At 55.7% G+C, this 24838-nt stretch carries 21 protein-coding genes; 4 read left to right on the forward strand and 17 right to left on the reverse strand.

Translation table 11 applies throughout. From position 1 onward, the window contains the following. Nucleotides 1–230 precede the first annotated feature (230 nt). Genes KNP84_RS02040 through hprK form a run of 4 tightly spaced genes read right to left on the reverse strand, consistent with a single transcriptional unit; the run spans nucleotide 231 to nucleotide 3112 of the window. Entirely contained in the window at nucleotides 231–713 is a 483-nt protein-coding gene (locus KNP84_RS02040; RefSeq protein WP_214801314.1) for an acyltransferase, read from the reverse strand. Further along, nucleotides 706–1356: a pyrophosphatase PpaX gene (ppaX, locus tag KNP84_RS02045; RefSeq protein ID WP_214801312.1), complete on the reverse strand. Its 651-nt coding sequence runs from the start codon at nucleotides 1354–1356 to the stop codon at nucleotides 706–708. The genes KNP84_RS02040 and ppaX overlap by 8 nt, the downstream gene beginning before the upstream one ends. Then, complete coding sequence (gene lgt / locus KNP84_RS02050) at nucleotides 1356–2174, reverse strand: prolipoprotein diacylglyceryl transferase (RefSeq protein ID WP_214715950.1); 819 nt, start codon at nucleotides 2172–2174, stop codon at nucleotides 1356–1358. The genes ppaX and lgt overlap by 1 nt, the downstream gene beginning before the upstream one ends. Then, the gene (hprK, locus tag KNP84_RS02055) at nucleotides 2174–3112 is read right to left on the reverse strand and encodes an HPr(Ser) kinase/phosphatase (protein WP_021065430.1); all 939 of its coding nucleotides are present in this window, start codon (nucleotides 3110–3112) and stop codon (nucleotides 2174–2176) included. Before hprK ends, lgt begins: the two co-directional genes overlap by 1 nt. A 153-nt stretch (nucleotides 3113–3265) precedes the next feature. Between hprK and KNP84_RS02060 the strand changes: the two genes are divergently transcribed. Then, nucleotides 3266–3622, forward strand: coding sequence for a hypothetical protein (locus KNP84_RS02060; protein WP_215114109.1), 357 nt, complete (start codon nucleotides 3266–3268; stop codon nucleotides 3620–3622). Nucleotides 3623–3671: 49 nt separating this feature from the next. Here KNP84_RS02060 and KNP84_RS02065 read toward each other — a convergent pair whose 3' ends face one another. The 4 genes from KNP84_RS02065 to uvrB all read right to left on the reverse strand — a co-directional run bounded on the left by KNP84_RS02065 (nucleotide 3672) and on the right by uvrB (nucleotide 10189). Continuing rightward, nucleotides 3672–4031, reverse strand: coding sequence for a hypothetical protein (locus KNP84_RS02065; protein WP_215114110.1), 360 nt, complete (start codon nucleotides 4029–4031; stop codon nucleotides 3672–3674). 62 nt (nucleotides 4032–4093) lie between these two features. Further along, a complete protein-coding gene (locus KNP84_RS02070) occupies nucleotides 4094–5272 on the reverse strand; it encodes a DUF4097 family beta strand repeat-containing protein (RefSeq protein ID WP_021065427.1) in 1179 nt (392 codons plus the stop codon). Nucleotides 5273–5338: 66 nt separating this feature from the next. After that, the gene (gene uvrA / locus KNP84_RS02075; RefSeq protein WP_214801306.1) at nucleotides 5339–8212 is read right to left on the reverse strand and encodes an excinuclease ABC subunit UvrA; all 2874 of its coding nucleotides are present in this window, start codon (nucleotides 8210–8212) and stop codon (nucleotides 5339–5341) included. Continuing rightward, nucleotides 8213–10189 (reverse strand): excinuclease ABC subunit UvrB, encoded by a 1977-nt coding sequence (uvrB, locus tag KNP84_RS02080; protein ID WP_021065425.1) that lies wholly within the window; start codon nucleotides 10187–10189, stop codon nucleotides 8213–8215. It abuts the gene before it with no gap. Nucleotides 10190–10333: 144 nt separating this feature from the next. Here uvrB and KNP84_RS02085 point away from each other — a divergent pair, with 144 nt between their 5' ends. From KNP84_RS02085 to glpK, 3 genes are all read left to right on the forward strand, one after another. Further along, nucleotides 10334–11188, forward strand: coding sequence for a sulfite exporter TauE/SafE family protein (locus tag KNP84_RS02085; RefSeq protein ID WP_251131137.1), 855 nt, complete (start codon nucleotides 10334–10336; stop codon nucleotides 11186–11188). Nucleotides 11189–11289: 101 nt separating this feature from the next. Beyond that, a complete protein-coding gene (locus KNP84_RS02090; protein WP_029334585.1) occupies nucleotides 11290–11997 on the forward strand; it encodes an MIP/aquaporin family protein in 708 nt (235 codons plus the stop codon). A 30-nt stretch (nucleotides 11998–12027) separates the two neighbouring features. Further along, nucleotides 12028–13545, forward strand: a complete 1518-nt coding sequence (gene glpK / locus KNP84_RS02095) for a glycerol kinase GlpK (protein ID WP_058764147.1) — start codon at nucleotides 12028–12030, stop codon at nucleotides 13543–13545. Nucleotides 13546–13586: 41 nt separating this feature from the next. Here glpK and KNP84_RS02100 read toward each other — a convergent pair whose 3' ends face one another. The 9 genes from KNP84_RS02100 to secA form a co-directional block, all read right to left on the reverse strand. After that, entirely contained in the window at nucleotides 13587–14723 is a 1137-nt protein-coding gene (locus KNP84_RS02100) for a PDZ domain-containing protein (RefSeq protein WP_031199785.1), read from the reverse strand. A gap of 40 nt (nucleotides 14724–14763) precedes the next feature. Beyond that, entirely contained in the window at nucleotides 14764–16167 is a 1404-nt protein-coding gene (locus KNP84_RS02105; RefSeq protein ID WP_021065420.1) for a S41 family peptidase, read from the reverse strand. 98 nt (nucleotides 16168–16265) lie between these two features. Next, nucleotides 16266–17639 carry a murein hydrolase activator EnvC family protein gene (locus KNP84_RS02110; protein WP_214826805.1) on the reverse strand — a complete coding sequence of 458 codons (1374 nt, stop codon included), beginning with the start codon at nucleotides 17637–17639 and terminating at the stop codon, nucleotides 16266–16268. 30 nt (nucleotides 17640–17669) lie between these two features. Beyond that, nucleotides 17670–18572 (reverse strand): permease-like cell division protein FtsX, encoded by a 903-nt coding sequence (ftsX, locus tag KNP84_RS02115; RefSeq protein WP_215114112.1) that lies wholly within the window; start codon nucleotides 18570–18572, stop codon nucleotides 17670–17672. Continuing rightward, nucleotides 18562–19248, reverse strand: coding sequence for a cell division ATP-binding protein FtsE (gene ftsE, locus KNP84_RS02120; protein WP_021065417.1), 687 nt, complete (start codon nucleotides 19246–19248; stop codon nucleotides 18562–18564). The genes ftsX and ftsE overlap by 11 nt, the downstream gene beginning before the upstream one ends. A 433-nt stretch (nucleotides 19249–19681) precedes the next feature. Further along, a complete protein-coding gene (cccB, locus tag KNP84_RS02125) occupies nucleotides 19682–20014 on the reverse strand; it encodes a cytochrome c551 (protein WP_029595036.1) in 333 nt (110 codons plus the stop codon). Between the two features lie 107 nt (nucleotides 20015–20121). Continuing rightward, nucleotides 20122–20979 carry a YitT family protein gene (locus tag KNP84_RS02130; RefSeq protein WP_021065415.1) on the reverse strand — a complete coding sequence of 286 codons (858 nt, stop codon included), beginning with the start codon at nucleotides 20977–20979 and terminating at the stop codon, nucleotides 20122–20124. Nucleotides 20980–21040: 61 nt separating this feature from the next. Further along, entirely contained in the window at nucleotides 21041–22141 is a 1101-nt protein-coding gene (prfB, locus tag KNP84_RS02135; RefSeq protein WP_021065414.1) for a peptide chain release factor 2, read from the reverse strand. Between the two features lie 54 nt (nucleotides 22142–22195). Next, on the reverse strand, nucleotides 22196–24718 hold the full coding sequence (secA, locus tag KNP84_RS02140; protein WP_058764159.1) for a preprotein translocase subunit SecA: 2523 nt from the start codon (nucleotides 24716–24718) through the stop codon (nucleotides 22196–22198). Nucleotides 24719–24838 lie beyond the last annotated feature (120 nt).

Below are 24838 nucleotides of genomic sequence, written 5' to 3' on the forward strand. Positions count from 1 at the left end.
ATCAGTGAGGGCAACTGAAAAACTTAAAAAAAATCGGGACTATATTCCTTCTATAATGAATATATTTTGCTAGGTCCACTAAATGCTTTTTGACAAAAACATGAGGGTTTCGTGTCAGCGCCCACAGACACAAAAAAGCGGCATCCCCTTTAAAAAAAGTGATACCGCTCTAGTAATTTTATGAGGACGAACATGTCTTGACCTCAAAATGATTTCGCGCTAAATTGTGTCTATTTTGTGTCGATGGTTTGGAGCTTTGCGCCAACGACGCGCTCTCCGGGCAGGACGTCGCGATGCACGACGGCACCGGCACCGATGACAGCCCGGTCGCCGATCGTGACGCCAGGAAGGATCGTCACGTTCGCCCCGATCAACACCTCGTCCCCGATGCGGACATCCCCGATTCGGTACTCGTCCACGAGGTACTCGTGACAGAGAATCGTCGAATTGAACCCGATGACCGTATTACGGCCGATCGAGATTCGCTCCGGGAACATGACGTCCGGTGTCACCATGAGGGCGAGCGCGCTATACTCCCCGATTTCCATGCCGAGGAACGTCCGGTACAACCAGCGTTTCGCTTTGACGGATGGGAAGTAGCGGCCAATCAAGACGACGGTCGTGTTCTTGAAGACGCGCAGGAAACGAATCGTCCGATACATCTGCCAGAGCGGGTTCGGCCCGTCGAGACGAAACCGTTCCGTCTTACGCATGGACCGTGACCTCGTCGAGCCACGCCTCAAAATGTTCCATCGAGTCGATGATGACGTCCGGCTCGAGCGCTTCTAAAAACGCGCGGCCTTTCAACGCCCAGCCGACGGCGACCGTCTTCGTGCCGGCGTTCTTGCCGCTGAAGATGTCCGTGTCATTATCGCCGACCATGACGGCGCGGTCCGCCGTCGACCCAAGCGCGCGGAGCGCCCGCTCGACCGGTTCGGCATGCGGTTTCTCATGGACGACATCGTCGGCCGTGATGACGACGTCAAACAAATGGTCGATGTTGAACAAACGCAAGCCTTGCTCGACGACGGGACGGCCTTTCGATGTGACGACGCCCATCTTGTATCCTTTGGCGTGAAGGCGGTACAACCCTTCGATCACACCCGGATATTCGGCGACGAGTTGGTCGTGCATCGCGATGTTGAAGCTGCGATAGAACGCCTGCATCTCTTTCCATTCCGGCTCATTGAGCGCTTTGAACGACTTCTCGAGCGTCGGTCCGATGAACGGGAAAATGTCCTCGTCGCGATACGTCTCGTTTGGGAAGTAATACCCGAGCGTGTGACGGAAGCTCGCGATGATGAGCGGGTTCGTATCGAGCAACGTACCATCCAAATCGAATAAAAGGGTATCCATCAATCAAACAGTCCTTTCTCTGAAGGGTCGTCGTATCGTTTCGCTTTGCGGCGGATAATCATCATAACGATACCGAACACAATCATCGCGATCGAGACGAGTTGTGCCGTCCGGAGATCACCGGCCATCAAGCTATCGGTCCGCAGTCCTTCGATATAGAAGCGACCGATTGAGTACCAGACGAGATACGACAAGAAGATATAGCCGCGCGGCGGGTTACCGACCATACGCCATACGACGAGCAAGATGACGCCGATGATGTTCCAGACGCTCTCGAACAAGAACGTCGGCAAATAGTAGGCCCCGTCGATATACATCTGATTGACGATCCAGTCCGGGAGGAAGAGCGTCTCTTTCAAGAAACGGCTCGTCGTCTCGGCACCGTGCGCCTCTTGGTTCATGAAGTTGCCCCAGCGTCCGACCGCTTGTCCGAGTAAGAGCGACGGTGCGAGGATGTCCGTGATCTTCCAGAACGACATCGACTTGCGCATGCAATAGATGACGACGACGAGCAGCGCCCCGAAGATGGCCCCGTGAATGGCGATGCCGCCTTGACGGATGTCGATGATTTGGCCGAGGTTCTGACTATAGTAGTCCCATTGGAAGATGACGTAGTAAATTCGGGCGAAGACGATGCTGATCGGAATCGACCAGATGATGACGTCGACGACCCGTTCTGAATCATAATTGAGGCGCTTCGCCTCGAACAAGGCGAGAACGAGGCCGAGCATCGCCCCGAAGGCGATAATCATGCCGTACCAATAAATCGGGAGTGACCCGATCTCAAACGCGACGCGGTCAAATGTTGGCTCTACCATTATTCCATGTCTCCTTCGTTGTCATGGATGGCGTTCGCGAGCCGTTCCGCGAACTCTTCGGCCGTGTTGATGCCCATGTTCTGCAGACGGTAGTTCATCGCCGCGACTTCGACGATGACAGCCAAGTTACGTCCCGGACGGACCGGAATCGTCAAAATCGGCACTTCACTGTCGATGATTTTCATCGTGTTGTGATCGAGCCCGACGCGGTCATATACTTTGCCCGCATCCCAGTTCTCGAGGTTGATGATCAAGCTGATTTTCTTGTGCGAACGGACGGCACCGGCGCCGAACAACGTCATGACGTCGATGATGCCGATTCCGCGAATCTCGAGCAAGTGACGAATCAGCTTCGGCGCTGAACCGACGAGCAATTGGTCCCCGGTCTGGCGAATCTCGACCGAGTCATCGGCGACGAGACGGTGGCCCCGCTTGACGAGTTCGAGGGCGGTCTCGGATTTCCCGACGCCGCTCTGCCCTTTGATGAGCACGCCGACGCCGTAGATGTCGACGAGCACGCCGTGCATCGCCGTCATCGGTGCGAGTTCCATCTCGAGGAAGTTCGTGATTTGTGACTCGATTGACGTCGTGACCGCGTTCGTGCGCATGAGCGGAACGTTCGCCGCCTCGGCTTCTTGTTCAATCTCTTTCGGGATGTCGAAGCCGCGCGTGATGAGGATGCCCGGTGTCAATTCCGTGCATAAAATCTTCGCCCGCTCGCGGCGGCTCTCTTCCGACAAGCTCGCATAGAACGTGAGCTCGGTCTTCCCGAGCACTTGAAGCCGATTTTTCGCATAGTGGGTATAGTAGCCGGCAAGGACGAGTCCTGGTCGACTGAGGTCCGGTGTGGCGACAGGACGGTGCAGTCCCTCTTCCCCGGCGATGACTTGAAGTTTGAAGCGCTCAACGAGTTGAGCCGTGCGTACGATATTTTGCATGAGTAATCTGCCCCTTTCACGCTCATTATTGTATCATAGCTCTTCTTGAGAAGCGTCAACGAAAGTGAGCTGAACCGTGTCGAAAAAAAGAGATGAAACTAAATTGTGGGAATTCCGTAGAACGGGTATAGACGAATAGGGAGGTGAAATGAAATGAATTCACTATTTTGGATTGCCATTGTCTTTATTTTTATCGTTGGGATTGCGGCGCTCGTCTACTTGGTCAAATCACTATTTGACATGTGGCGCGAGTATGCGGCGACGAAGAACGAGACGATCTTGCTGTTGTTCATCTTGAACATCGTCGGCTTGTTCTTGTCCGGGTCGCTCTTATCGATGATCGTCGCCATCATCTTCTATTGGAACCGATCGAAGAAGATGCGGTATCTCGGAATCTTCTTGCTTATCGCCGGACCAGTCCTATTTATCCTGTTTATCATCGGCTCATTCACGCTGTATGACGGTCAAATGATGGATTGGGAACAGATGGAGTATCAAATGAATCTATGACACGACAAAAACCCGGAGGTATTCGCCTTCGGGTTTTGTCATGGGTGTCTCATTCGCCCGGCAAATAACCGACCACGATGTTCGACTCCGGTGCGACCAAAATCGTCGGGACGCCGACGCTACTGTTCGGGTCCGCTTCGAACGAGACGGCGAGCGCCTCGGTCCCCGTATACGTATCGTCTAACAGTTCATAGCCATCATCGACCGTGACACGATGTACCTCGGCACTCGCACCCGCATCGATTGCGGGCTCCTGCCAGTTTCGCGCGGTCACATACGCCCAGGCGATGGCAATCGCTTCGTCGCCTGCCGGCTCGTTCCCACTGACGATGCGCTGTTCGTCGTCACATCCGCCGAGCAACAGCACCGCAATCATCATCCATCCGTACGTTGACACAAATCGCTTCATCCCGTCCCTCCTCGTCTGTAGAGTTAAAAGAAACCGAAGGCGAGAGGCCTTCGGGTTGTCGGTCATTGCTGATGGAACGGGTTGTTCAAGTCGGCCGGATTGACCGGGTCGACCGGGTCGATCGGTTCCACCGGTTCATGCTTGTCCTCTTCGAGGAACGTCGACGGTGTGTGGAGCGAGCCGTGTTCGAGGTCGATCGTACCGGTACGTGTTCCGGCCTCGACTTCGATGCGCGGGGTCTGACCGCGTCCCGACAAGAATTCAAGACGACGTTGGGCGACGTCTTTCCGGTCACGGATCAACTCGAGCTCGTCCAAGTTACAGTGGAGACCACCGAAGTTCGTCTCGAGTTCCCCTTCGACCTCAACGCCGTGTGGTAAGACGAGGCGGATGTTGCCGGCGAGCGAGACGAGCTCGAACTTGGCCGGACGGGCCGTCGCGAGTTCGGCCCGGATATTCCCGTTGCCGGTCTTGAGCGATGCCTTGTCATATTTCCCGTTCACGATGACGGCACCGTTGCCGGTCCGGACGTGGACGAGTTCTGACTCGACCGCTTCGACCTCGACCGTACCGTTCCCCGTATTGAGGAGCAGCTCTGAGGCGTGCACATCATGGAGCACGACCCGGCCGTTCGCCGTCTGGATGCGGACGCTCTCAACATCGAGGCCGTCCGCACGGACTTCCCCGTTGAGCGTCTGCACGTGCAGGTGATCGAAATGATGATGCGGGACGTACAGTTCGACGTGGGCGCGGACGAGCTTGTCACGGAGCGACACGACGAGACGGTCGCCGATGACCGAGTGCTTGACCGCCGACTGGAGCTGTTCGAGCGCCTTGTCCGCGTCTTGTTGACGGAGCGGACGGCCGGTGACGATCAGTTCGCACTCATCGTTGTCCGATGAGACGATGGTCGCCGAGGCGTTGAACAAGTCGAGCGAGATGTCTTTCCCGGTGAACGGGAACGATTTCGAATATGTCACTTCCGGTCCGAAGTTCGAGCTGAACGTGAAGTCGCTGTCACGAAGTTTCGTCACGAGTCCTTCGACGGCCGACGTCAGTTTCGTCGTGAGCGACTCGACCGAATACGCATCGACCTTCTCCGTCTCTTGACGTTCCTCGAGCGCTTGGACGCGCTCCGGTTCGAGCCGTTCCAGTCGTTCGAGTTGGGTCATGCCCTCTTCAATCGTCAGCTTTCCATCTTTCACTTGCTGGAGAATCAGTTCACGCATTTCTTGTTTCACTGTTCGTTTCCCCCTTCGATTTGGTTACACGTCAATCATGTTCCCGTTTCTCATCATTTCTATACCTTACTTCCGTTTTCCTGCTTTTGGTTTCGCTCGGGCCGAATCCCGTTCTAACACCGGCTTCAAATACTTGCCCGTATACGAGGCAGCCACTTCAGCGACTTCTTCCGGAGTGCCGGTCGCGACGATTGTACCGCCACCGTCACCGCCCTCAGGTCCGAGGTCGATCAAGTAGTCGGCCGATTTGATGACGTCGAGGTTATGCTCGATGACGAGTACCGTGTCCCCGTTCTCGACGAGGCGTTGCAGCACTTTCAACAACCGGGCGATATCATCGACATGAAGTCCTGTCGTCGGCTCGTCCAAAATATAAATCGTCTTGCCGGTCGATCGCTTATGGAGCTCAGAGGCGAGCTTGACGCGTTGCGCTTCCCCGCCCGACAGTTCCGTCGCCGGTTGTCCAAGTTTCATATAGCCGAGACCGACGTCATAAATCGTCTGAATCTTGCGCTTGATTTTCGGAATCTTGTCAAAGAAGTCGAGCCCTTCTTCAATCGTCATATCGAGCACGTCGGCAATCGTCTTGCCTTTGTACTTCACTTCGAGCGTCTCGCGGTTATAGCGTTTCCCGTGACACACTTCACACGGGACGTAGACGTCCGGCAAGAAGTGCATCTCGATTTTGATGATTCCGTCCCCGCGGCACGCCTCGCAGCGTCCGCCCTTGACGTTGAAACTGAAGCGGCCTTTCTTATAGCCGCGCATCTTCGCCTCGTTCGTCGACGCGAACACGTCACGGATATCATCGAATACGCCGGTATACGTCGCCGGGTTCGACCGTGGCGTCCGTCCGATTGGCGACTGGTCGATATCGATGACTTTATCGATATGGTCGAGTCCTTCAATCTTCTTATGCTTCCCTGGCTTCGCCTTGGCCCGGTTGATGTGATGGGCGAGCGATTTATACAGTATCTCGTTGATGAGCGTCGATTTCCCGGAACCGGAGACACCAGTGACGGCAATGAACATGCCGAGCGGAATCGAGACATCGACCCCTTTCAAGTTGTTCTCTTCCGCCTTCAAGATTTTCAAGAAGCGCTCGTCCGGCACTTTGCGTTCGGCCGGGAGCGGGATGAACTTCTTACCGGACAGATATTGGCCCGTGAGCGACTTTCGGTTCTTCATGAGCTGCTTCGGCGTCCCGGCGGCGATGACTTCTCCACCGTGTTCGCCGGCGCCCGGTCCGATGTCGATCAAATAATCGGCTGCCATCATCGTATCCTCGTCGTGCTCGACGACGATGAGCGTGTTGCCGATATCGCGCATCTGTTTGAGCGTCGCAATCAAGCGGTCGTTGTCTCGTTGGTGCAACCCGATTGACGGTTCATCGAGGACGTATAGCACGCCCGTGAGCCGCGAACCGATTTGCGTGGCGAGACGAATCCGCTGTGCTTCCCCGCCCGAGAGTGTCCCGGCGGCGCGAGAGAGCGTCAAATAGTCGAGACCGACGTTGTTCAAGAAGCTGAGCCGCTCGCAAATCTCTTGCAAGATGAGACGGGCGATGGCGATATCTTTCTCGCTCAGTTCCGTCATGATTGAATCGAACAAGTCGATGGCGTTGACGACCGACAAGTTCGTCACTTGGCCGATATGGTGACCCGTGATTTTGACGGCGAGCGTCTCTTCTTTCAAACGGTAGCCGCTACATGTCGGACAGGCGTGGGTCGCCATGTACGTCTCCATCTGTTCACGGATATAATCGGACGTCGTCTCTTTATAGCGGCGCTCGATGTTACGGAGCACCCCTTCGAAGAAGATCGTGTTCGTCCGGACTTGTCCGAAATCGTTCTCATAACGGAACAAGAACGACTCTTCATCCGTTCCGTGCAAGACGAGGTCTTGGTCCCGCTTGGACAGGCGTTCGAACGGCACATCCATGTCGATGTCGAAGTGTTTACACATCGAGGCGAGCAGTTGCGGATAATACTGCGAACTCGTCGGCTGCCAAGCGACGATTGCGCCTTCCTTCAGCGTCTTCGATGGGTCTGGGATGACGAGTTCCGGGTCGACGTCGAGTTTCGTACCGAGCCCGTCACACGTCGGACAGGCGCCGAACGGTGAGTTGAACGAGAACATGCGCGGCTCAAGTTCGCCGATCGAGAACCCACAAATCGGACAAGCGTGATGTTCGCTGAACAGGAGCTCGGTGCCGTCCATCTTATCGATGATGGCCCGACCGTCGGCAAGGCGAAGCGCCGTCTCGAGCGAGTCAGCAAGACGACCTTCGACGTCAGCGCGAACGACGAGACGGTCAACGACGACTTCGATTGAATGTTTCTTATTCTTATCGAGCTCGATCTCATCGGTCAGTTCAATCGTCTCGCCATTGACACGGACGCGGACGAACCCTTCCTTTTTGAGCGAGTCGAACACTTTGACGTGCGTCCCTTTGCGGCCCGAGACGATTGGCGCCAGGATTTGCAGGCGCGTCTTCTCCGGCAGCTCCATCACTTGGTCGACCATCTGTGAAATCGTCTGGCTCGAGATTTCGATACCGTGACGCGGACAGACCGGTTTCCCGATGCGGGCGAACAAAAGACGCAAGTAGTCATAGATTTCCGTCACCGTCCCGACGGTCGAGCGCGGGTTACGGCTCGTCGTCTTCTGATCGATCGAGATGGCCGGGCTCAGCCCTTCAATCGTATCGACGTCTGGCTTGTCCATCTGTCCGAGGAACTGGCGGGCGTAGGCCGATAAACTCTCGACGTAACGGCGCTGCCCCTCGGCGTAGATGGTGTCGAACGCGAGTGACGATTTACCGGAACCGGACAAGCCCGTCAAGACGACGAGCTGGTCCCGTGGAATATCGATATCAATGTTTTTCAAGTTGTTGACGCGCGCCCCTTTGATGACGATCGCATTTTTCTTTTCAGCCATTTAATTCCCTACCTTCAACTCCAAGATTAAGTCACGCAATTCGGCCGCCCGTTCGAACTGGAGGTCGCGGGCCGCTTGTTTCATTTCTTCTTCTAGCTTGGCGATGGCTTCCTCACGTTCAGCCGGCTTCATCGAGCTGAGTGATTCGAGCACATCCTCCTCGGCGTCGACCGTCGCGCGGATGACGCCGCGTACTTCTTTGCGGATCGTCTGCGGCGTGATGCCGTGTTCTTCATTATAAGCTTCTTGAATCGAGCGACGACGGTCGGTCTCTTCAATCGCGCGCGTCATCGAGTCGGTCATCTTATCAGCAAACAAGATGACGTGCCCGTTCGAGTTCCGCGCCGCCCGCCCGATCGTCTGAATGAGCGATCGGTCCGAACGGAGGAACCCTTCCTTGTCGGCGTCTAGAATCGTGACGAGACTCACTTCCGGGATGTCTAGTCCTTCCCGCAGTAAGTTGATTCCGACGAGGACGTCGTATTTCCCGAGACGCAGGTCACGGATAATCTCAATCCGCTCGAGCGTCTTGATTTCCGAGTGCATATAGTTGACCTTGATGCCCGCTTCACGCAGATAGTCCGATAAATCCTCGGCCATCTTTTTCGTGAGCGTCGTCACGAGGACGCGTTCGTCCTGTTTGATGCGGTCGCGAATCTGATCCATCAAGTAGTCGATCTGTCCTTTAATCGGATGAATCTCGATTGTCGGGTCGAGTAGACCCGTCGGCCGAATGATCTGTTCGATCATGTTCGGTGTATGTTCAAGCTCGTAAGGACCCGGTGTCGCCGAGATGAAGATCGCTTGCGACAATTTCTTCTCGAACTCGTCGAACTTGAGTGGTCGGTTGTCTTTGGCCGAAGGCAGACGGAAACCGTGGTCGACGAGCACTTGTTTCCGGGCCTGGTCGCCGTTGTACATGCCGCGCACTTGCGGGAGCGTCACGTGCGACTCATCAGCGATGAGCAAGAAGTCTTTCGGGAAGTAGTCGATGAGCGTGTACGGCGTCGCCCCTGCCTCCGTCAAGTTCAAATGACGTGAATAGTTCTCGATGCCTGAACAGTAGCCCATCTCGCGCATCATCTCGAGGTCATAGTTCGTCCGTTGTTCGAGGCGCTGTGCTTCAAGCAGTTTGCCTTCTTCGCGGAACTTTTCGAGCTGCTGTTCGAGCTCGGCCTCGATGTTGACGATTGCTTTTTGCAACTTCTCGTCACGAGTGACGAAGTGGGACGCCGGGAAGATCGAGACGTGCTCCCGGTCGGCGATAATCTCTCCGGTGAGTGGGTCCATCTCGCGGATGCGGTCGATTTCGTCACCGAAAAACTCAACGCGCAAGCACTGCTCGTCACGTGACGCCGGGAAAATCTCGACGACATCCCCGCGGACACGGAAACGGCCGCGCTGGAAATCGATATCGTTCCGTTCATATTGAATGTCGATCAGTTTGCGGAGCATCTGGTCGCGCCCCATCTCTTTGCCGACGCGGAGACTTAAGACGAGACTGTTATACTCTTCCGGGTTACCGAGACCGTAAATACAGGAGACGGAGGCGACGATGATGACGTCGTCCCGCTCGAACAAGGCCGATGTCGCCGAGTGGCGGAGTTTATCGATCTCATCGTTAATCGAGGCATCTTTCTCGATGAACGTGTCGGTCGACGGCACATACGCCTCCGGCTGATAGTAGTCGTAATAACTGACGAAGTATTCGACGGCGTTGTTCGGGAAGAACTCTTTGAACTCGGAGTAGAGCTGTCCGGCGAGCGTCTTGTTGTGGGCCAAGACGAGCGTCGGCTTCTTCACTTCTTGGATGACGTTCGATACGGTGAACGTCTTCCCGGTGCCGGTCGCACCGAGCAACGTCTGATACCGGTCGCCGCGATTGATTCCTTCGACGAGCTGACGAATCGCTTCCGGTTGGTCGCCGGCCGGCTTATATTCTGAATGTAAGTCGAACGGAACGCTAATCTTATCCATGTATATTCCTCGCTTTCTTTACCTTGCATATTGGCTTGATTATATCACATACACGAACAAATATTCGCTTCTGACACGCTTCCCAAATCGTTCCGCTTTTCGTTATCATGGAGAGTGAATCTAAACAGAAACGAGTTGGTCGTCATGTGGTCGCTTCTCTTTATCCCGCTCGGTGCCGTCGTCGGCGCCTTGTCCGGCTTCTTCGGCATCGGCGGCGGGGTCATCATCGTCCCAGTGTTGCTCTTTAGTGGATATTCGGCGGCCGAGGCCGTCGCCACGTCGCTCCTATTCGTCGTCGGGACGAGCCTGTCCGGCGCCAAGAAACATACGTCGCTCGGCAACGTGTCCTGGTCAACAGGCATCACGGTCGGCTTGGCCGGTGCAGTCACGGCGCAGCTGTCGAGCCGGCTCGTCCTCTCAATCTCGGGCACGTATGACTGGTTGCTCAATCTATTTTATCTGGCTATCCTATCTTATTTTGCCGTTACGCTATTAAAGAAAACATCTAAACCGCAGAAGCCGAAAAAATCATCGCTGCTTGCCGCCCTCGTCATCGGGATGATGGCCGGGCTGTTGTCGGCGCTGCTCGGTATCGGTGGCGGTTTCATCATCGTCCCGCTCCTCGTCAGTTGGCTCGGCTTCTCGACACATCGCGGGGTCGGGACGAGCCTGGCTGCCGTCCTGTTCATCTCGCTCGGCGGACTCGTCGGTTATCTCCCATCGCTGTCGCTCGACTACGTGACACCGCTCGCGTTGGTCATCGGCGCTTTCATCGGGGCCCCGTTCGGCGCCACGCTCACGAATCGCTATCACGATAAAGAGATCTCTAACCGACTCGCCTGGTTGTATATGGCCGTCATCACCTCAATCGCGCTCGATCTTGGTGCCGCCGTCTATGCGCCGCTCGCGTACGTCAGTTTGGCGGTCCTGCTCGCTTTTCTTGTCGGGATTGGACTCGACTTCAAACGGCGTATTGTCAATCAAAACCACTTTTCATAAGAAAAGTGGCTTTTTTTGCATATTCGGTTTTGAAACGCTTACATTTGGGGCATATAATGAAGTGGTAAGCCAAATTTAATATGGAAGGAAGGGAGTATCACATGTCAGCATTCGTCAGCGAAATTATTGGTACAATGCTACTCATCTTGCTCGGTAACGGTGTCGTCGCCGGCGTCGTCCTCCGTCATTCGAAAGCGGAGAACGCAGGTTGGGTCGTCATCACGTTCGGTTGGGGCTTCGCCGTTATGATCGGGGTATACGCAGCCGGAATCTACGGAGGGGCGCACTTGAACCCTGCCGTCACGGTCGGGCTCGCGACAGCAGGCTCATTCCCTTGGGCTGATGTGCCAGCCTACATCTTGGCACAGTTTATCGGGGCGTTCATCGGGGCCGTCCTCGTGTTCGTGCACTACAAACCGCACTATGATGTGACCGACGATCCGGGTGCCAAACTGGCCACCTTCTCGACCGCACCAGGGATTCGTAGCACGCCGTTCAACTTGATCGGGGAAATCATTGGTACGTTCGTTCTCGTCTTCGGAATTTTGTCATTCGGGGCCAACACGTTCACGGACGGCTTGAATCCGCTCATCGTCGGTTTCCTCGTTGTCTCGATCGGTCTCTCACTTGGTGGTACAACGGGATATGCCATCAACCCGGCACGTGACCTCGGGCCGCGGATTGCGCATGCGATTCTTCCAATCAAAGGCAAAGGGACGTCGGACTGGGGCTATTCATGGATTCCGGTCGTCGGACCAATCATCGGGGCGGTCATCGCCGCATTGGTTTACGGCATTCTTGTCCCATAATCTTTCTAATTTCTAAGGAGGCACTCTCATATGGAGAAAGAAAAACGTTATATCTTAGCACTTGACCAAGGAACGACAAGCTCACGGGCCATCATCTTCGACCATGACGGGAAAATCGTCACAGTCGCGCAACGTGAGTTCAAACAATACTTCCCGAAACCGGGCTGGGTCGAGCATAACGCTAACGAGATTTGGGGTTCTGTCCTCGCCGTCATGGCCGAGGCGTTCGGGTCGGCTGATATCGATCCAAAAGAGATCGCGGCCATCGGAATCACGAACCAACGGGAAACGGCTGTCGTCTGGGAGAAGTCGACAGGACGCCCAGTCTATAACGCGGTCGTCTGGCAATCGCGGCAAACGGCTGGCATCTGTGACGAGCTGAACGCGGCCGGACACGGGGACTTGTTCCGCGACAAGACAGGCCTCTTGATTGACGCCTACTTCTCAGGAACGAAAGTCAAATGGATTCTCGACAACGTCGAAGGTGCGCGCGAGAAAGCGGAAGCCGGCGACCTCCTCTTCGGGACAATCGACACATGGCTCATCTGGAAACTCTCAGGCGGTCACGCCCACGTCACCGATTACTCGAACGCCTCACGGACGCTCATGTACAACATCTATGAGCAGAAGTGGGACGATGAGCTCCTCGAGATTTTGACGGTACCAAAATCGATGCTCCCAGAAGTCAAACCGTCGAGTGAAGTATATGCCAACACGATCCCATACCACTTCTTCGGCTTCGAAGTCCCGATTGCCGGTGCGGCCGGTGACCAACAGGCTGCCCTCTTCGGTCAAGCTTGCTTTGAGTCTGGCGAAGGGAAAAATACGTACGGGACAGGTTGCTTCATGCTCATGAACACGGGCGAAGAAGCCGTTAAATCGGACCACGGGTTGCTCACGACGATCGCTTGGGGTTACGGCGGCAAAGTCGAATACGCACTCGAAGGATCGATTTTCGTCGCTGGTTCGGCCATCCAATGGCTCCGTGACGGACTCCGCATGCTCAAGTCGGCGAAAGATACGGAACAGTACGCCAACCGTGTCGAAACGACTGACGGCGTCTACGTCGTCCCTGCCTTCGTCGGTCTCGGTGCCCCGTACTGGAACTCGGACGTCCGCGGTGCCATCTTCGGCCTCACACGCGGTACGGAGAAAGAACACTTCGTCCGGGCGACGCTCGAATCACTCGCTTATCAGACGCGCGACGTCTTGACGGCGATGGAACAAGATTCTGGCATCGAGTTGAAGACACTCCGCGTCGATGGTGGTGCGGTCAACAACAACTTCCTCATGCAGTTCCAAGCGGACATCTTGAACGTGCCGGTCGAACGTCCGGAAGTGAGCGAGACGACGGCCCTCGGTGCCGCCTACCTCGCCGGACTCGCCGTCGGGTTCTGGAAAGACCAAGCTGAGATTAAACAGCAGTGGAAACTCGACCACCAGTTCGAACCGAACATGGACGAGGCACACCGCGAAAATCTGTATAAAGGCTGGCAACACGCCGTCGAAGCGACGATGGGCTTCAAACCATCGAAACTTGAACTTTAATCGAACGCACGAAAGGGAGCATCCGCCAAGGATGCTCCCTTTTATAATTTCCGTAACCGCAGACGCGGACTCGCCGGCTCGGCGACGAACAAGATGCCGAGCTCGTGCGGGTCAGTCTCATACATCGCCCGTTGCACGAAACGGATATCTCCGTTCAAGTTGAGCACCTCGAGCTTGATGTACGGCTTATGGAGCTGGAGCGCCTCATAGAAGCTGCTCCCGCCCGTGATGACCGTCCCGTTCACTTTATAAATCGACTCGCCCGGGATGAGCTGCATCGATTCACCTGGCGAACCCGGGAGCGTGTCGATGATGACCGCGCCCCGGTTGCCATTGATAAACACTGGTGTCGTCCCGCGGTTCTCTCGCTTGATCATTTGAAGCGCTAGCTCATACAAGACGAACACGACGAGCAATCCATAGGCCGCATACGGCACGTCGATGACGTACGACGCCCCGAACAAACCGAGGGCGACGAGCGCGAGCAAGCCGCGATACAGGCTCAGGCGACCGAGGAGCGTCCCTGGCAAGGCCCCGGTCGATAACAGGCTGACCCCGATTGGGATCGGCAAGATGACCGGCACCGGCATGTCGAGACCGAACGACGGTGGCAAAAAGACGACGAGCGGGAAAAACCAAAGCCGTTTGACGACGTGTCCGCCGATGAACTGGCCTCGTTTGGACAAGATGAGCGTCGGTGATGTTTCAATCGACCCGTTCCAACGTAAGAGAATCGCTTCCGCCAATGTGACGACGCCGAACACGAGCGCATATACCGGCCACTCGACCTCGGATAGCCGGTCCATCCAGCCCGAGACGGCGCCGTAGTCGACGACGTCACGCAACGCGACCGCCGTCAGCATGAGGAGGAACGGGAACGCCGGGCTGCTGAAACGTGGGTGCATCGTCAAGACGATGAGCGCATACAGCACGCTGAACGTCACGAGCCATTCCCAGTTGACGGTCGTCTCGAGCAAAATCAATGCGGCTGAACCGATGACGGCGAGCAACAGGCTCGGCCACACAAAATGGCGCCAGTCCGACTTCGGCGAACGTCGCCGTGAGCGGAACATGCCTCGCTCCCGTTTGATGCGCGTCATGGATATGTAAGCGAGGGCGACGAGTGTCGCCCAGAGTAGCGGACTACCGATCAAGGTCAACAAAGCAGTAAAACTCATTCGTAGAACGTCCACACTTGTCCAATCCTTTCCCTAATCCTTATTTTGCAGCTTCTTCGAGCGCTCGGTTCAATTGGGCATCGTTCGCCTCATCTTGAATCACCTCGAGCAAGCGTGACTCGAGCGCCGACGCCGTCGCCTCATTGACGACCCCGTCTTCCGGCAAATTGTTGTCGGCTTGGAAGTCGCTGACGGCGCGGGCCATCGTGTCGCCGTAATATCCTGGCTGTCCGCCCGGCTCATAGCCGATGCCCGACAAGACCGTGTGCAGGTTCGACACCGCCTCGCCGTAGTCGCCGACTTTGAGCGAGTCCGTGTCGGCGAGGATGCGGTTCACCCCGAAGTAATCCGGTTGATTGACCTCGACGTCCGGCTCGATGCCTTTCTCGTTAATCCAATTGCCGTCCGGCGTGAGCCATTTGCTCGTCGTCAGCTTCAAGTTGCTGCCGTCCTCTAAATCGAACGCCGTCTGGACGACCCCTTTTCCGAAAGTCTTGTTGCCGATAATCGTTGCACCGGCCCCTTCTTTGAGCGCCCCAGCCAAAATCTCAGATGCCGACGCCGATCCTTCGTCCGTCAAGACGAACAAGTCGTACGGCTTCGCTTCTCGGGCGCGGCCGCTCTGCGACTCGCGTTCCCCGTCCGCGTTCTCAATTTGGACGACCGGTTTATTCGTCGGGACGAACCCTTCGGTCATCTCGATGACGGCCGGAAGCAAGCCACCTGGGTTCCCGCGCACGTCGATGATAAGGCTATCGATGTCTTCTGACTCGAGCGTCTCAAGCTGCTCCAAAAACTCATCGGCCGTCGGCTCAGAGAACTGGGTCACCTCGATATAGCCGATTTTCTTGCCGTCCTGTTCTTTCACTTCTGAATAGACGGTCTCGATCGGAATCGTATCGCGTGTAATCTCATAGTCGGCCTCTTGGCCGCCGCGACGGATCGTGAGCGTGACGACGGTCCCTTTCTCGCCACGGATGAGTTGGACCGCCTCTTCGACGGCCATCCCTTCAATCGATTCCCCGTCGACCGCCGTGATGACGTCTCCAGCTCGGAGACCCGCCTCTTCGGCTGGTGCGCCTTTGATTGGAGCGACGATTAAGATGTCTTCTCCTTTCTTCTCCAAAGTCGCGCCGATTCCTTCAAAGCTCGACTCAATCGAGTCAGTGAACTGTGACGTCTCTTCGGCGTCGAGGAAGTCCGAGTACGGGTCGTCGAGCGCTCCCGTCATCCCGTCGAGGGCACCGGTCAACAAGTCTTCTTCCGAGATATCCTTTAACGAATGCGTCTCGATCAATTGTCGGACTTGGTCGACTTTGTCCCAGCCTTCCGCTTTCGGTTGAATCGGTAACGCTGTATCGGTGAACGCCATCGTCGCGAGCCCAGCACCGGCACCGGCGACGAACGTGGCACCGGCTAGTAATCCTGCGGTTGTATTTTTCACGGGTAGTCCCTCATTTCTCTTTGTCAGTCTTTCATCCAGTATAGCAAAAAGTTCAGAAAAACGGACGTGTTCCAGAAATTTGGAACACGTCCGTCTCATCAGTAACCGATGTATGGACCCGGGTCGACCGCATTCGGTTGCCCTGGCGCCCATTGTCCGCGATGTAATTCGAAGTGGAGATGCGGGCCTGTCGACCAGCCCGTGCTGCCGAGCGTACCGACGGTCTGTCCGGCTCCGACCGTTTGCCCTGACGTGACCGTAATCGCGTCAAGATGGGCATAGACGGTCGTCCATACTTCCCCGCCGACGATATGGGACACGAAGACGACGTTGCCGTAACCGGTCGCCGGGGCCGCCTTGATGACGATGCCTGGTGCCGCCGCGACGATCGGTGTCCCGGTCGCATTGACGAGATCGATGCCACGGTGCGACTCCGCCACTCCCGTGAGCGGGTTTTGCCGAGGGCCGAACGGGCTCGATACGTAGCCGGATACCGGCCGCACGAACGAGGTCGCCGGTCCCGTCACGTTCGTCGGGGTTTCCGCAGGCGGTGGGGTTGTTGGAGCAGGCGCTGGGGCGGTTGGCGCTTTGTCGTCTGCCCGCTTGTCCGCTTCCGCTTTGGCATCAGCTCGTGCTCTCGCCTCTGCCTCGGCTTTTGCCTGCGCTTCTGCTTGTGCCTTGGCCTTCGCTTCGGCCTCGGCGCGGGCGGCGGCTTCCCGCTCCGCTTGGGCGATTGCTTCGAGTTGACCGGCGATGATCCGGCTCTGCTCACTCATGAGCGCCTGTTCTTCTTCACGGCTCATCTTCTCAAGCTCCAGTAGTTCGACTTGTTCGTTCAGTTCCGACAACAAACCCTGCTTTTGTTCGGCGGCGACGTCGAGCGCCTGTTTCGTCACGACGAGTTCCCGCTCTTTCTGTTTAAGGAACGAGAGCTGGGTCCGCTGCCGTGCTTCGAGCGCTTCGAGCCGCTCGACTTCACTCATGTAACTATGTATGAGGTCCCGGTCCTGATCGGCAATCGTCTGCGCGGTCAAGAGCCGCGTTACGAAGTCTCCGAATGAACGGGACTCGAAGACGACTTGGAGATAGGACTGGTCCTCATGTACTTGAAGCACACGAAGACGCTCACTAAGGAGCGCCTTCTGGCTTTCGAGGTACTGCCCTTGGGCAGTGAGTTGATCACGGGTTTCCTCGAGCTCGGTGCGCGCCGCGTCCGCTTCTTCCTGTTGGACGGCGATCTGTTCACTTAAGCCTTCGAGACGTTCATTGACGGCACGGATTTCTGTCGTGACCGCATCACGTTCCGCCTCGGTGACTTCGAGCTCGGCGTCCGTCTCGTCTTGCGCTTTCTTGGATTCCTCCAATTGATTGGATAAACGATCTTGTCGTGCTTTCAGCGTGTCTTTCTCCGTCGCCCATACAGGCGAGGCAAGTAGCGTCAAACTCAATCCAAGCGCAAGCGAACGTTTCATCCGCCAACTCCTCCTCATATTTAAATTAGATTAGACTTTCAAGAATCGACCGAGCGATGTCGTCGAACCCCAGATCCCGATGAAGGCACCGAGCGCTAAGAGGACGAGTGACACTTGCGTCGTCAAAATCGATGGATCAATCAATTTAAATATATCACTATTCAGTTGATCTAGCGATGGTTGTAAAGCACTATATGCGACATCATAACCGAAGTAGATGACCGCGATCGGGATGAGCGCACCGAATACACCGAGGAGAAGTCCTTCGATGAAGAACGGCCAGCGAATGAAGCTGTTTTTCGCTCCGACGAGACGCATGATCTCGATTTCGCGACGGCGTGAGAAAATCGTCATCTTGATCGTGTTCGAGATGAGGAACATCGCCATGAGCGTGAGACCGACGATCAATACGAGTCCGCCGATGCGAATCCCGTTGAAGAAGGCGAACATCTTGTCGATATAGTCCTGTCCATATGTGACCTTATCGACGTTAGCAAGCGATTGCACCGCATCAGCGACCTTCTCCGTGTTGAGCGGGTCTGACGCTTTGACGATATAGCGGTCGTGGAGCGGGTTGTCCTTCTCGACCGTCCCGTAGGCGTTCGCATCTTCCCCAAGTTGGTTGCGGAAGTTCTCCAGTTCATCCTCTTTCGAGCTGAACGTGACCGATTCGACGCCTGGAATCTGCTCTAAGTTCTCACCGAGCTTCTCGACGTTCGTTTCCTCCGCGGTCCGGGTAACGAATACTTGAATCTCGACGTCGCTCTCGACGTTCTCTGAAATCTCATTGACGTTGAACATGACGAGGGCGAATACCCCGACGAGTAACAAGGTGATGGTAACGGCACTGATGGCCGCGAATGTCATCCAACCGTTGCGTAGTGTTCCCTTGAACCCTTCGCGCAGATGACGTAATCCACTTTTAAATATCATAGCCATATGCTCCTTTCTCTTCATCGCGTACGACTTTCCCGTTCTCGATCGCGATGACGCGATGGCGGATCTTGTCGACGATATCACGGTTGTGGGTCGCCATGACGATGGTTGCACCGCGACGGTGAATCTCTTGGAACACTTCCATGATGCCCCAAGCCGTGTCCGGGTCTAAGTTACCCGTCGGCTCGTCGGCGATGATGAGCTTTGGCTTATTGACGATGGCACGAGCGATCGACACACGCTGTTGCTCCCCACCCGATAGTTCATCCGGATAGTTGCGCGCCTTGTGTTTCAGTCCGACAAGGTTCAACACGTCCATGACCTGCTTGCGCATCGTGTTCGTGTCGGCCTGTACGACTTCGAGAGCGAACGCGACGTTCTCATATACCGTGAGTGACGGTAACAACTTATAGTCTTGGAAGATGACGCCGAGTTGACGGCGTAATTTCGGGACGTGGCGGTTTTTCAACTTGCCGACGTCAATCCCGTCAATCAAAAGAAGACCGCTCGACGGTTTCTCCTCCCGATAAATCATCTTCATAAACGTCGATTTCCCGGCGCCGGATGGTCCGACGACGTATAAGAACTCGCCGTCTTGAATCTCTAACTCGAGGTCATCGACGGCGACGACGCCGTTTGGATATACTTTGCTGACTTTTTGCATCGAGATCATAACGTATTCCCTACCCTTTTTATATATTTTTCATGCATCTATCACGTTTCATGCATCTATGACGAAGACTGGATTAGTTAGTTAAGTGAATATTTTCGTCTAGCCTCTGTTCTACACGATAAGCACTCGTCCTGTCAAGGGACCCTGTTCGTGCCCACCCGTCCGAAAAAGGCGACAGACGATATAGTTCAAGCGCCTACAATTATAGCAATCGGACTTTTAAATAACCATTACAGGAATGTTTCAGTTGGATTGAGTTCGGTGTGAAATTGTCGTGTTGAAGACAGATTTCACGACTCGGACACAGATAATGAAACGCACATTCAAAAGCTATCCGCGTTCGCGACTCCCTTGCTTCAATCACTGACGATCCAGATTCAGTCGAGATTGAAGGAAACAAAAAAACCACGAGTCTCCTCGTGGTTCCCCATGATTATTTTTTCTCGGCGAGCCAAGCGGCGACAGCCGTGATTTCTTCTTCGTCCTCAATCACGTTCGCAGGCATAGCGCCTTTCCCGTTTTTGATGACTTCTTCAATTTCACTGGCAGATAGACGTGAACCGACGTCCGCTAGTTTCGGACCGCTCATTCCTTCTAGATTTGCGCCGTGACATGCCGCACAGTTTTGTGCGTAGACCGCTTCCGCGTCGACCGACGCCGTGTTGGCGCCGTCCCCGTTGCTCGTCGACTCTTCTTCATCGCCACCGCCGCACGCACCGAGCGTGAGCATGGCGCCAAGTCCAATCGCCATCATCCATTTCTTCATAATAGGGTTCCCCTCCTAAGTTGTAGAAATAACCTACTTTTACCATTATAGCCGTTATGAACCGCTTTCTAACCTAACTCACGAAAAATACACAAAGATTCCACAACTTAGGGAACGTTGATATAGCGTTTGTCCGACGTGAACCCTTGCCCCATCACCTCGTGCGCCTCACTGAAGATGAGGAACGCATCAGGATCGATGCGGCGAATGATTTCTTTCAGCCGGCTCACTTCGTTCTGGCGGACGACGACGAGGAGCATCGGGCGCTCGAGTCGCGAATACGCCCCGATTGCTTGAATCTCCGTCGCGCCCCGGTCGAGCTCATCGAAGACGGCGCGCGTGATGACGTCCCGTTTCTCTGAGATGACATACGCCATCTTGTCCTGCGTGAAGCCGAGCTGGACGAAGTCGATCATCTTGATCGTAATGAAGAGGGCGATCAGTGCATACAGTCCCGTCGTGAACGAGAACGTGACAGCAGCGACGAGGACGACCGCCCCGTCGAGAATGGCGATACAGAGGTAGAGCGGGATGTGGGTGAACTTATGTAAGATTTGCGCGAGCAAATCCATCCCACCGGTCGAGGCCCGTCCCCGAAAGATGAGCCCGAGACCGATGCCGACACCGGCCCCGCCGAAAATGGCCGCGAGCAATGTGTCATTGACGGCCGCACCCGCGTCAATCGCTTCATAAAATAAGATCACGCCCGGTAAAAAAATCGACCCGACGAGTGACTTCACGCCGAAGCCTAGCCCAAGAATCATCCAGCCGACGAGGAGGAGCAAGACGTTCGACACGAGCTGGAACGCCCCTGGCGAGATGTTGAACAGCTCGTACGTGATGATTGAGATCCCGCTGACGCCGCCCGAGGCGAGGTTGTTCGGCAATAGGAACAAGCTGAACGCCGAGGCGACGAAGACGGACCCGGTCAGTAAATAGATATAGTCTTTGACGATTTGCTTCATTAAAGGTTTTCTCCTCTACATACAACGTGGCCCAAAGACGTCAGTCCTTGAGCCACTTGCATCACATATTTGTCTTGCGGAGGTAAGCGTCGATGAAGCCCATGATGTCGCCATCCATGACGCCGCTCGTGTTCCCGACTTCATAACTCGTGCGGTGGTCCTTGACCATCGCGTACGGGTGGAAGACGTACGAACGGATTTGGCTGCCCCAACCGATGTCTGTCTTCTCGCCGCGGATCTCATCGAGCTTGCGTTGCTGCTCGTCGAGTTCGCGTTGATACAGTTTTGCCTTGAGCATCTTCATCGCTGCTTCGCGGTTCTTGATTTGCGAACGCTCAGCTTGACACGAGACGACGACGCCCGTCGGCACGTGCGTGATCCGGACGGCCGAGTCGGTCGTGTTAATGTGCTGACCGCCGGCGCCTGACGCGCGGTACGTATCGATCCGGAGGTCTTCGGTCTTCACTTCGATTTCGATGTCGTCATTGAATTCCGGCATGACGTCGCACGAAACGAACGACGTATGGCGGCGGCCCGACGAATCGAACGGCGAGATGCGGACGAGACGGTGAATCCCTTTCTCCGCCTTCAAGTAGCCGTAGGCGTTATGCCCGACGATGCGGAGCGTGACCGACTTGACGCCAGCTTCTTCGCCCGGCAGATAGTCGACCGTCTCGACTTTCCAGCCTTGCTTGTCCGCGAAGCGTTGGTACATCCGAAGCAGGAGCGAGGCCCAGTCTTGCGACTCGGTACCGCCCGCCCCCGGGTGAAGCTCGAGGATTGCGTTGTTGGCGTCGTACGGTCCGTTCAAGAGGATTTCGAGTTCGAACGCGTCGAAATCGGCCTTGAGCGCCGTGACCATCTCTCCTAATTCACCTTGCATCTCGGCGTCCGGCTCTTCTTTGATCAGTTCGAGCGTGACTTCGCCGTCTTCATGCCCATCGGCGAGCTCTTGGTATTTGTCGACCATCGCTTTGAGCGCGTTCGACTCGTCGATGACTTTCTGCGCCTTCTCTTGGCTGTCCCAGAAGTCTGGGTACGTCATCTCGTTCTCGAGCTCGGCGATGCGGGCCTGCTTCTCTGTCAGGTTGAGCGATTGGCGATAATTCTCGAGGCGTTTCGCCATCGCCTCGAGTTCGTTGCGAATATCTGAAATTTCCATAGTGTAGGTCACCTTTCCGTAGGAAAGAGGCGAGCGGACTCGCCTCTTTCAAAATTAAGCCTGTTGTTTGCCGTGGCAGTTTTTGAACTTCTTGCCTGAACCACACCAGCACGGGTCGTTGCGCCCGAGCCGTTGGTCTTCCGTACGACGGACCGGCTTTTTCTTGAGCGGCGTGTCGTCCTTGCCAGACACCGCCACTTCCTCCTCGACGACTTTCTCGCGTCGGAGGTTGTCGCCGACTTCGGCACGGAGCACGAAGCCGGTCACTTCTTCGGAGATGGCCACGTTCATCGCGTCGAACATGTTGACGCCTTCCGCCTGATACTCGCGGAGCGGGTCGTTCTGTCCGTAGGCACGCAAGTGAATCCCTTGACGGAGTTGGTCCATGTGGTCGATGTGTGCCATCCAGTGTGAGTCAACGGCACGGAGCACGATGATCTTCTCGAACTCGTTGAAGCGTTCCGGCGGCGCGAGTTGGCGTTTCGCCTCATACTGCGCGGTCGTGCGTTCGCTCAAGAGCTCGATGATCTCTTCGCGCTCTTTGCCGTAGAAGTCCTTGCCTTCGACCGGCTGCTCGAGGGCGAGCGTCTGGTTGGCCCAGTGCGCGAGCTCGTCGATGTTCCACTCTTCAGGCACGAGCTCGAGCGGCGTATATTGCGCGACGCCCGTCTCGACCGTCTCTTGAATCATCGAACGGACGATGTCCGTGACCGATTCGTTCTCGAGGATGCTGGCCCGGTCTTTGTACATGACTTTCCGTTGGTCGGCCATGACGTTATCGTAACCGAGGAGCTGTTTCCGAGCGTCATAGTTGTTCCCTTCGACACGTTTCTGGGCCGACTCGACCGCTTTCGAGACCATACGGCTCTCGATCGGTTGCGTGTCGTCCATGCCGAGGCGCTCCATCATGTTCTGGAGGCTGTCCGTCCCGAAGCGGCGCATGAGCTCATCTTCGAGTGACAAGTAGAACTGGGATTTACCCGGGTCCCCTTGTCGTCCGGCCCGTCCACGGAGCTGGTTGTCAATCCGGCGTGACTCGTGGCGCTCGGTCCCGACGATATATAATCCGCCGAGCTCGATGACGCCTTGGCCGAGCTTGATGTCGGTTCCGCGTCCGGCCATGTTCGTCGCGATCGTGACCGAACCTTTTTGGCCGGCGTTCTCGACGATTTCGGCCTCACGGGCGTGGTTCTTCGCGTTCAAGACTTCGTGTTTGATTTTCTTCTTCGAGAGAAGCTTACTCAAATGCTCCGACGTCTCGACGGCGACCGTCCCGACGAGGACCGGTTGTCCCGTCGCGTGGGCTGCCATGATTTCTTCGACGACGGCTTTGAACTTGCCGTCCATCGATTTGAAAATGAGATCCGAACGGTCTTCCCGAAGGATCGGTTTATTCGTCGGGATCGTCACGACTTGCATGTTGTAAATGTTACGGAACTCTTCTTCCTCTGTCTTCGCCGTTCCGGTCATCCCGGCCAGCTTCTCATACATACGGAAGTAGTTCTGGTACGTGATCGTCGCGAGCGTCATCGATTCACGCTGAATCTCGACGCCTTCTTTCGCTTCGATCGCCTGGTGCAACCCTTCCGAGTAGCGGCGTCCGTCCATGACCCGACCGGTGAACTGGTCGATGATCATGACTTGGCCGTCACGGACCATGTAGTCGACGTCATGATGCATGACGGCGTTGGCACGAAGGGCGAGCCCGACGTGGTGGTTGACCGAGACGTGCTCGATCGCGAACAAGTTGTCGATGCCGAAGAACTTCTCGGCGAGGTCGACCCCTTTGTCCGTGAGGAGGACCGACTTCGTCTTCACGTCGACCGTGTAGTCGTCCTCGATTTTGAGCGTGCGGACGAAGGCATCGGCCCGTGTGTAGAGCTCTGTCGATTTTTGAGCCGAACCCGAGATGATGAGCGGGGTCCGGGCTTCATCGACGAGAATCGAATCGACTTCATCGACGATCGTGAAGTAGAGCTCGCGTTGGACACGGTCTTCTTTATAAAGGACCATGTTGTCACGCAAGTAGTCGAAACCGAGCTCGTTGTTCGTCGAATAGGTGATGTCACAGTTGTAAGCCGCCTGCTTCTCGACACGGTCCATGTTCGACACGTTGAGGCCGACCGAAAGGCCGAGTGCGAAGTAGAGCGGTTCCATGAGTTCTTTGTCACGGCGGGCCAAATATTCGTTGACCGTCACGACGTGGACGCCGCGGCCCGTGAGCGCGTTCAAATATACCGGAAGAGTTGCGACGAGCGTCTTCCCTTCCCCGGTCTTCATCTCAGCGATGTCACCGTTATGGAGCACGTAGCCCCCGATGAGTTGGACGCGGTAGTGGCGCATGCCGAGCACACGCTCAGACGCCTCGCGACAGACCGCAAACGCTTCTGGCAAGATATCATCAAGCGTCTCACCCTTGTCCAAACGCTCCCGGAACTCAATCGACTTCGCCTGAAGTGCTTCGTCAGACAAGGCCTTAATCGGTTCGGCGAACGACTCGACGAGGTCGGCCGCTTTTTCTGCTTTTTTCAATACTCGTTTCTGTGGAGCAAATAAATCTTTCAAAAAGTTCGCCATACGCTTTATCTCCTCTGCATTCACTGAAAAATGCATGTTTTTTCCCTAATGTACAGTTTAACCGAAGTGACCCTCGCTTTCAAGGAAAGGCCAAACGAAACGGCCCTCCGAGTTGGAGGG

Source organism: Exiguobacterium sp. s70 (assembly GCF_018618315.1).
GTDB lineage: Bacteria > Bacillota > Bacilli > Exiguobacteriales > Exiguobacteriaceae > Exiguobacterium > Exiguobacterium chiriqhucha.

Coding starts and splice junctions, on each gene's coding strand:
- secA (WP_058764159.1), bottom strand. CDS start 24,718: ATGGCGAACTTTTTGAAAGATTTATTTGCTCCACAGAAACGAGTATTG.
- ftsE (WP_021065417.1), bottom strand. CDS start 19,248: ATGATCTCGATGCAAAAAGTCAGCAAAGTATATCCAAACGGCGTCGTC.
- KNP84_RS02090 (WP_029334585.1), top strand. CDS start 11,290: ATGTCAGCATTCGTCAGCGAAATTATTGGTACAATGCTACTCATCTTG.
- KNP84_RS02060 (WP_215114109.1), top strand. CDS start 3,266: ATGAATTCACTATTTTGGATTGCCATTGTCTTTATTTTTATCGTTGGG.
- glpK (WP_058764147.1), top strand. CDS start 12,028: ATGGAGAAAGAAAAACGTTATATCTTAGCACTTGACCAAGGAACGACA.
- ppaX (WP_214801312.1), bottom strand. CDS start 1,356: ATGGATACCCTTTTATTCGATTTGGATGGTACGTTGCTCGATACGAAC.
- prfB (WP_021065414.1), bottom strand. CDS start 22,141: ATGGAAATTTCAGATATTCGCAACGAACTCGAGGCGATGGCGAAACGC.
- lgt (WP_214715950.1), bottom strand. CDS start 2,174: ATGGTAGAGCCAACATTTGACCGCGTCGCGTTTGAGATCGGGTCACTC.
- KNP84_RS02085 (WP_251131137.1), top strand. CDS start 10,334: ATGTGGTCGCTTCTCTTTATCCCGCTCGGTGCCGTCGTCGGCGCCTTG.
- KNP84_RS02130 (WP_021065415.1), bottom strand. CDS start 20,979: ATGAAGCAAATCGTCAAAGACTATATCTATTTACTGACCGGGTCCGTC.
- KNP84_RS02100 (WP_031199785.1), bottom strand. CDS start 14,723: ATGAGTTTTACTGCTTTGTTGACCTTGATCGGTAGTCCGCTACTCTGG.
- KNP84_RS02110 (WP_214826805.1), bottom strand. CDS start 17,639: ATGAAACGTTCGCTTGCGCTTGGATTGAGTTTGACGCTACTTGCCTCG.
- hprK (WP_021065430.1), bottom strand. CDS start 3,112: ATGCAAAATATCGTACGCACGGCTCAACTCGTTGAGCGCTTCAAACTT.
- uvrA (WP_214801306.1), bottom strand. CDS start 8,212: ATGGCTGAAAAGAAAAATGCGATCGTCATCAAAGGGGCGCGCGTCAAC.
- ftsX (WP_215114112.1), bottom strand. CDS start 18,572: ATGATATTTAAAAGTGGATTACGTCATCTGCGCGAAGGGTTCAAGGGA.
- cccB (WP_029595036.1), bottom strand. CDS start 20,014: ATGAAGAAATGGATGATGGCGATTGGACTTGGCGCCATGCTCACGCTC.
- KNP84_RS02040 (WP_214801314.1), bottom strand. CDS start 713: ATGCGTAAGACGGAACGGTTTCGTCTCGACGGGCCGAACCCGCTCTGG.
- KNP84_RS02065 (WP_215114110.1), bottom strand. CDS start 4,031: ATGAAGCGATTTGTGTCAACGTACGGATGGATGATGATTGCGGTGCTG.
- uvrB (WP_021065425.1), bottom strand. CDS start 10,189: ATGGATAAGATTAGCGTTCCGTTCGACTTACATTCAGAATATAAGCCG.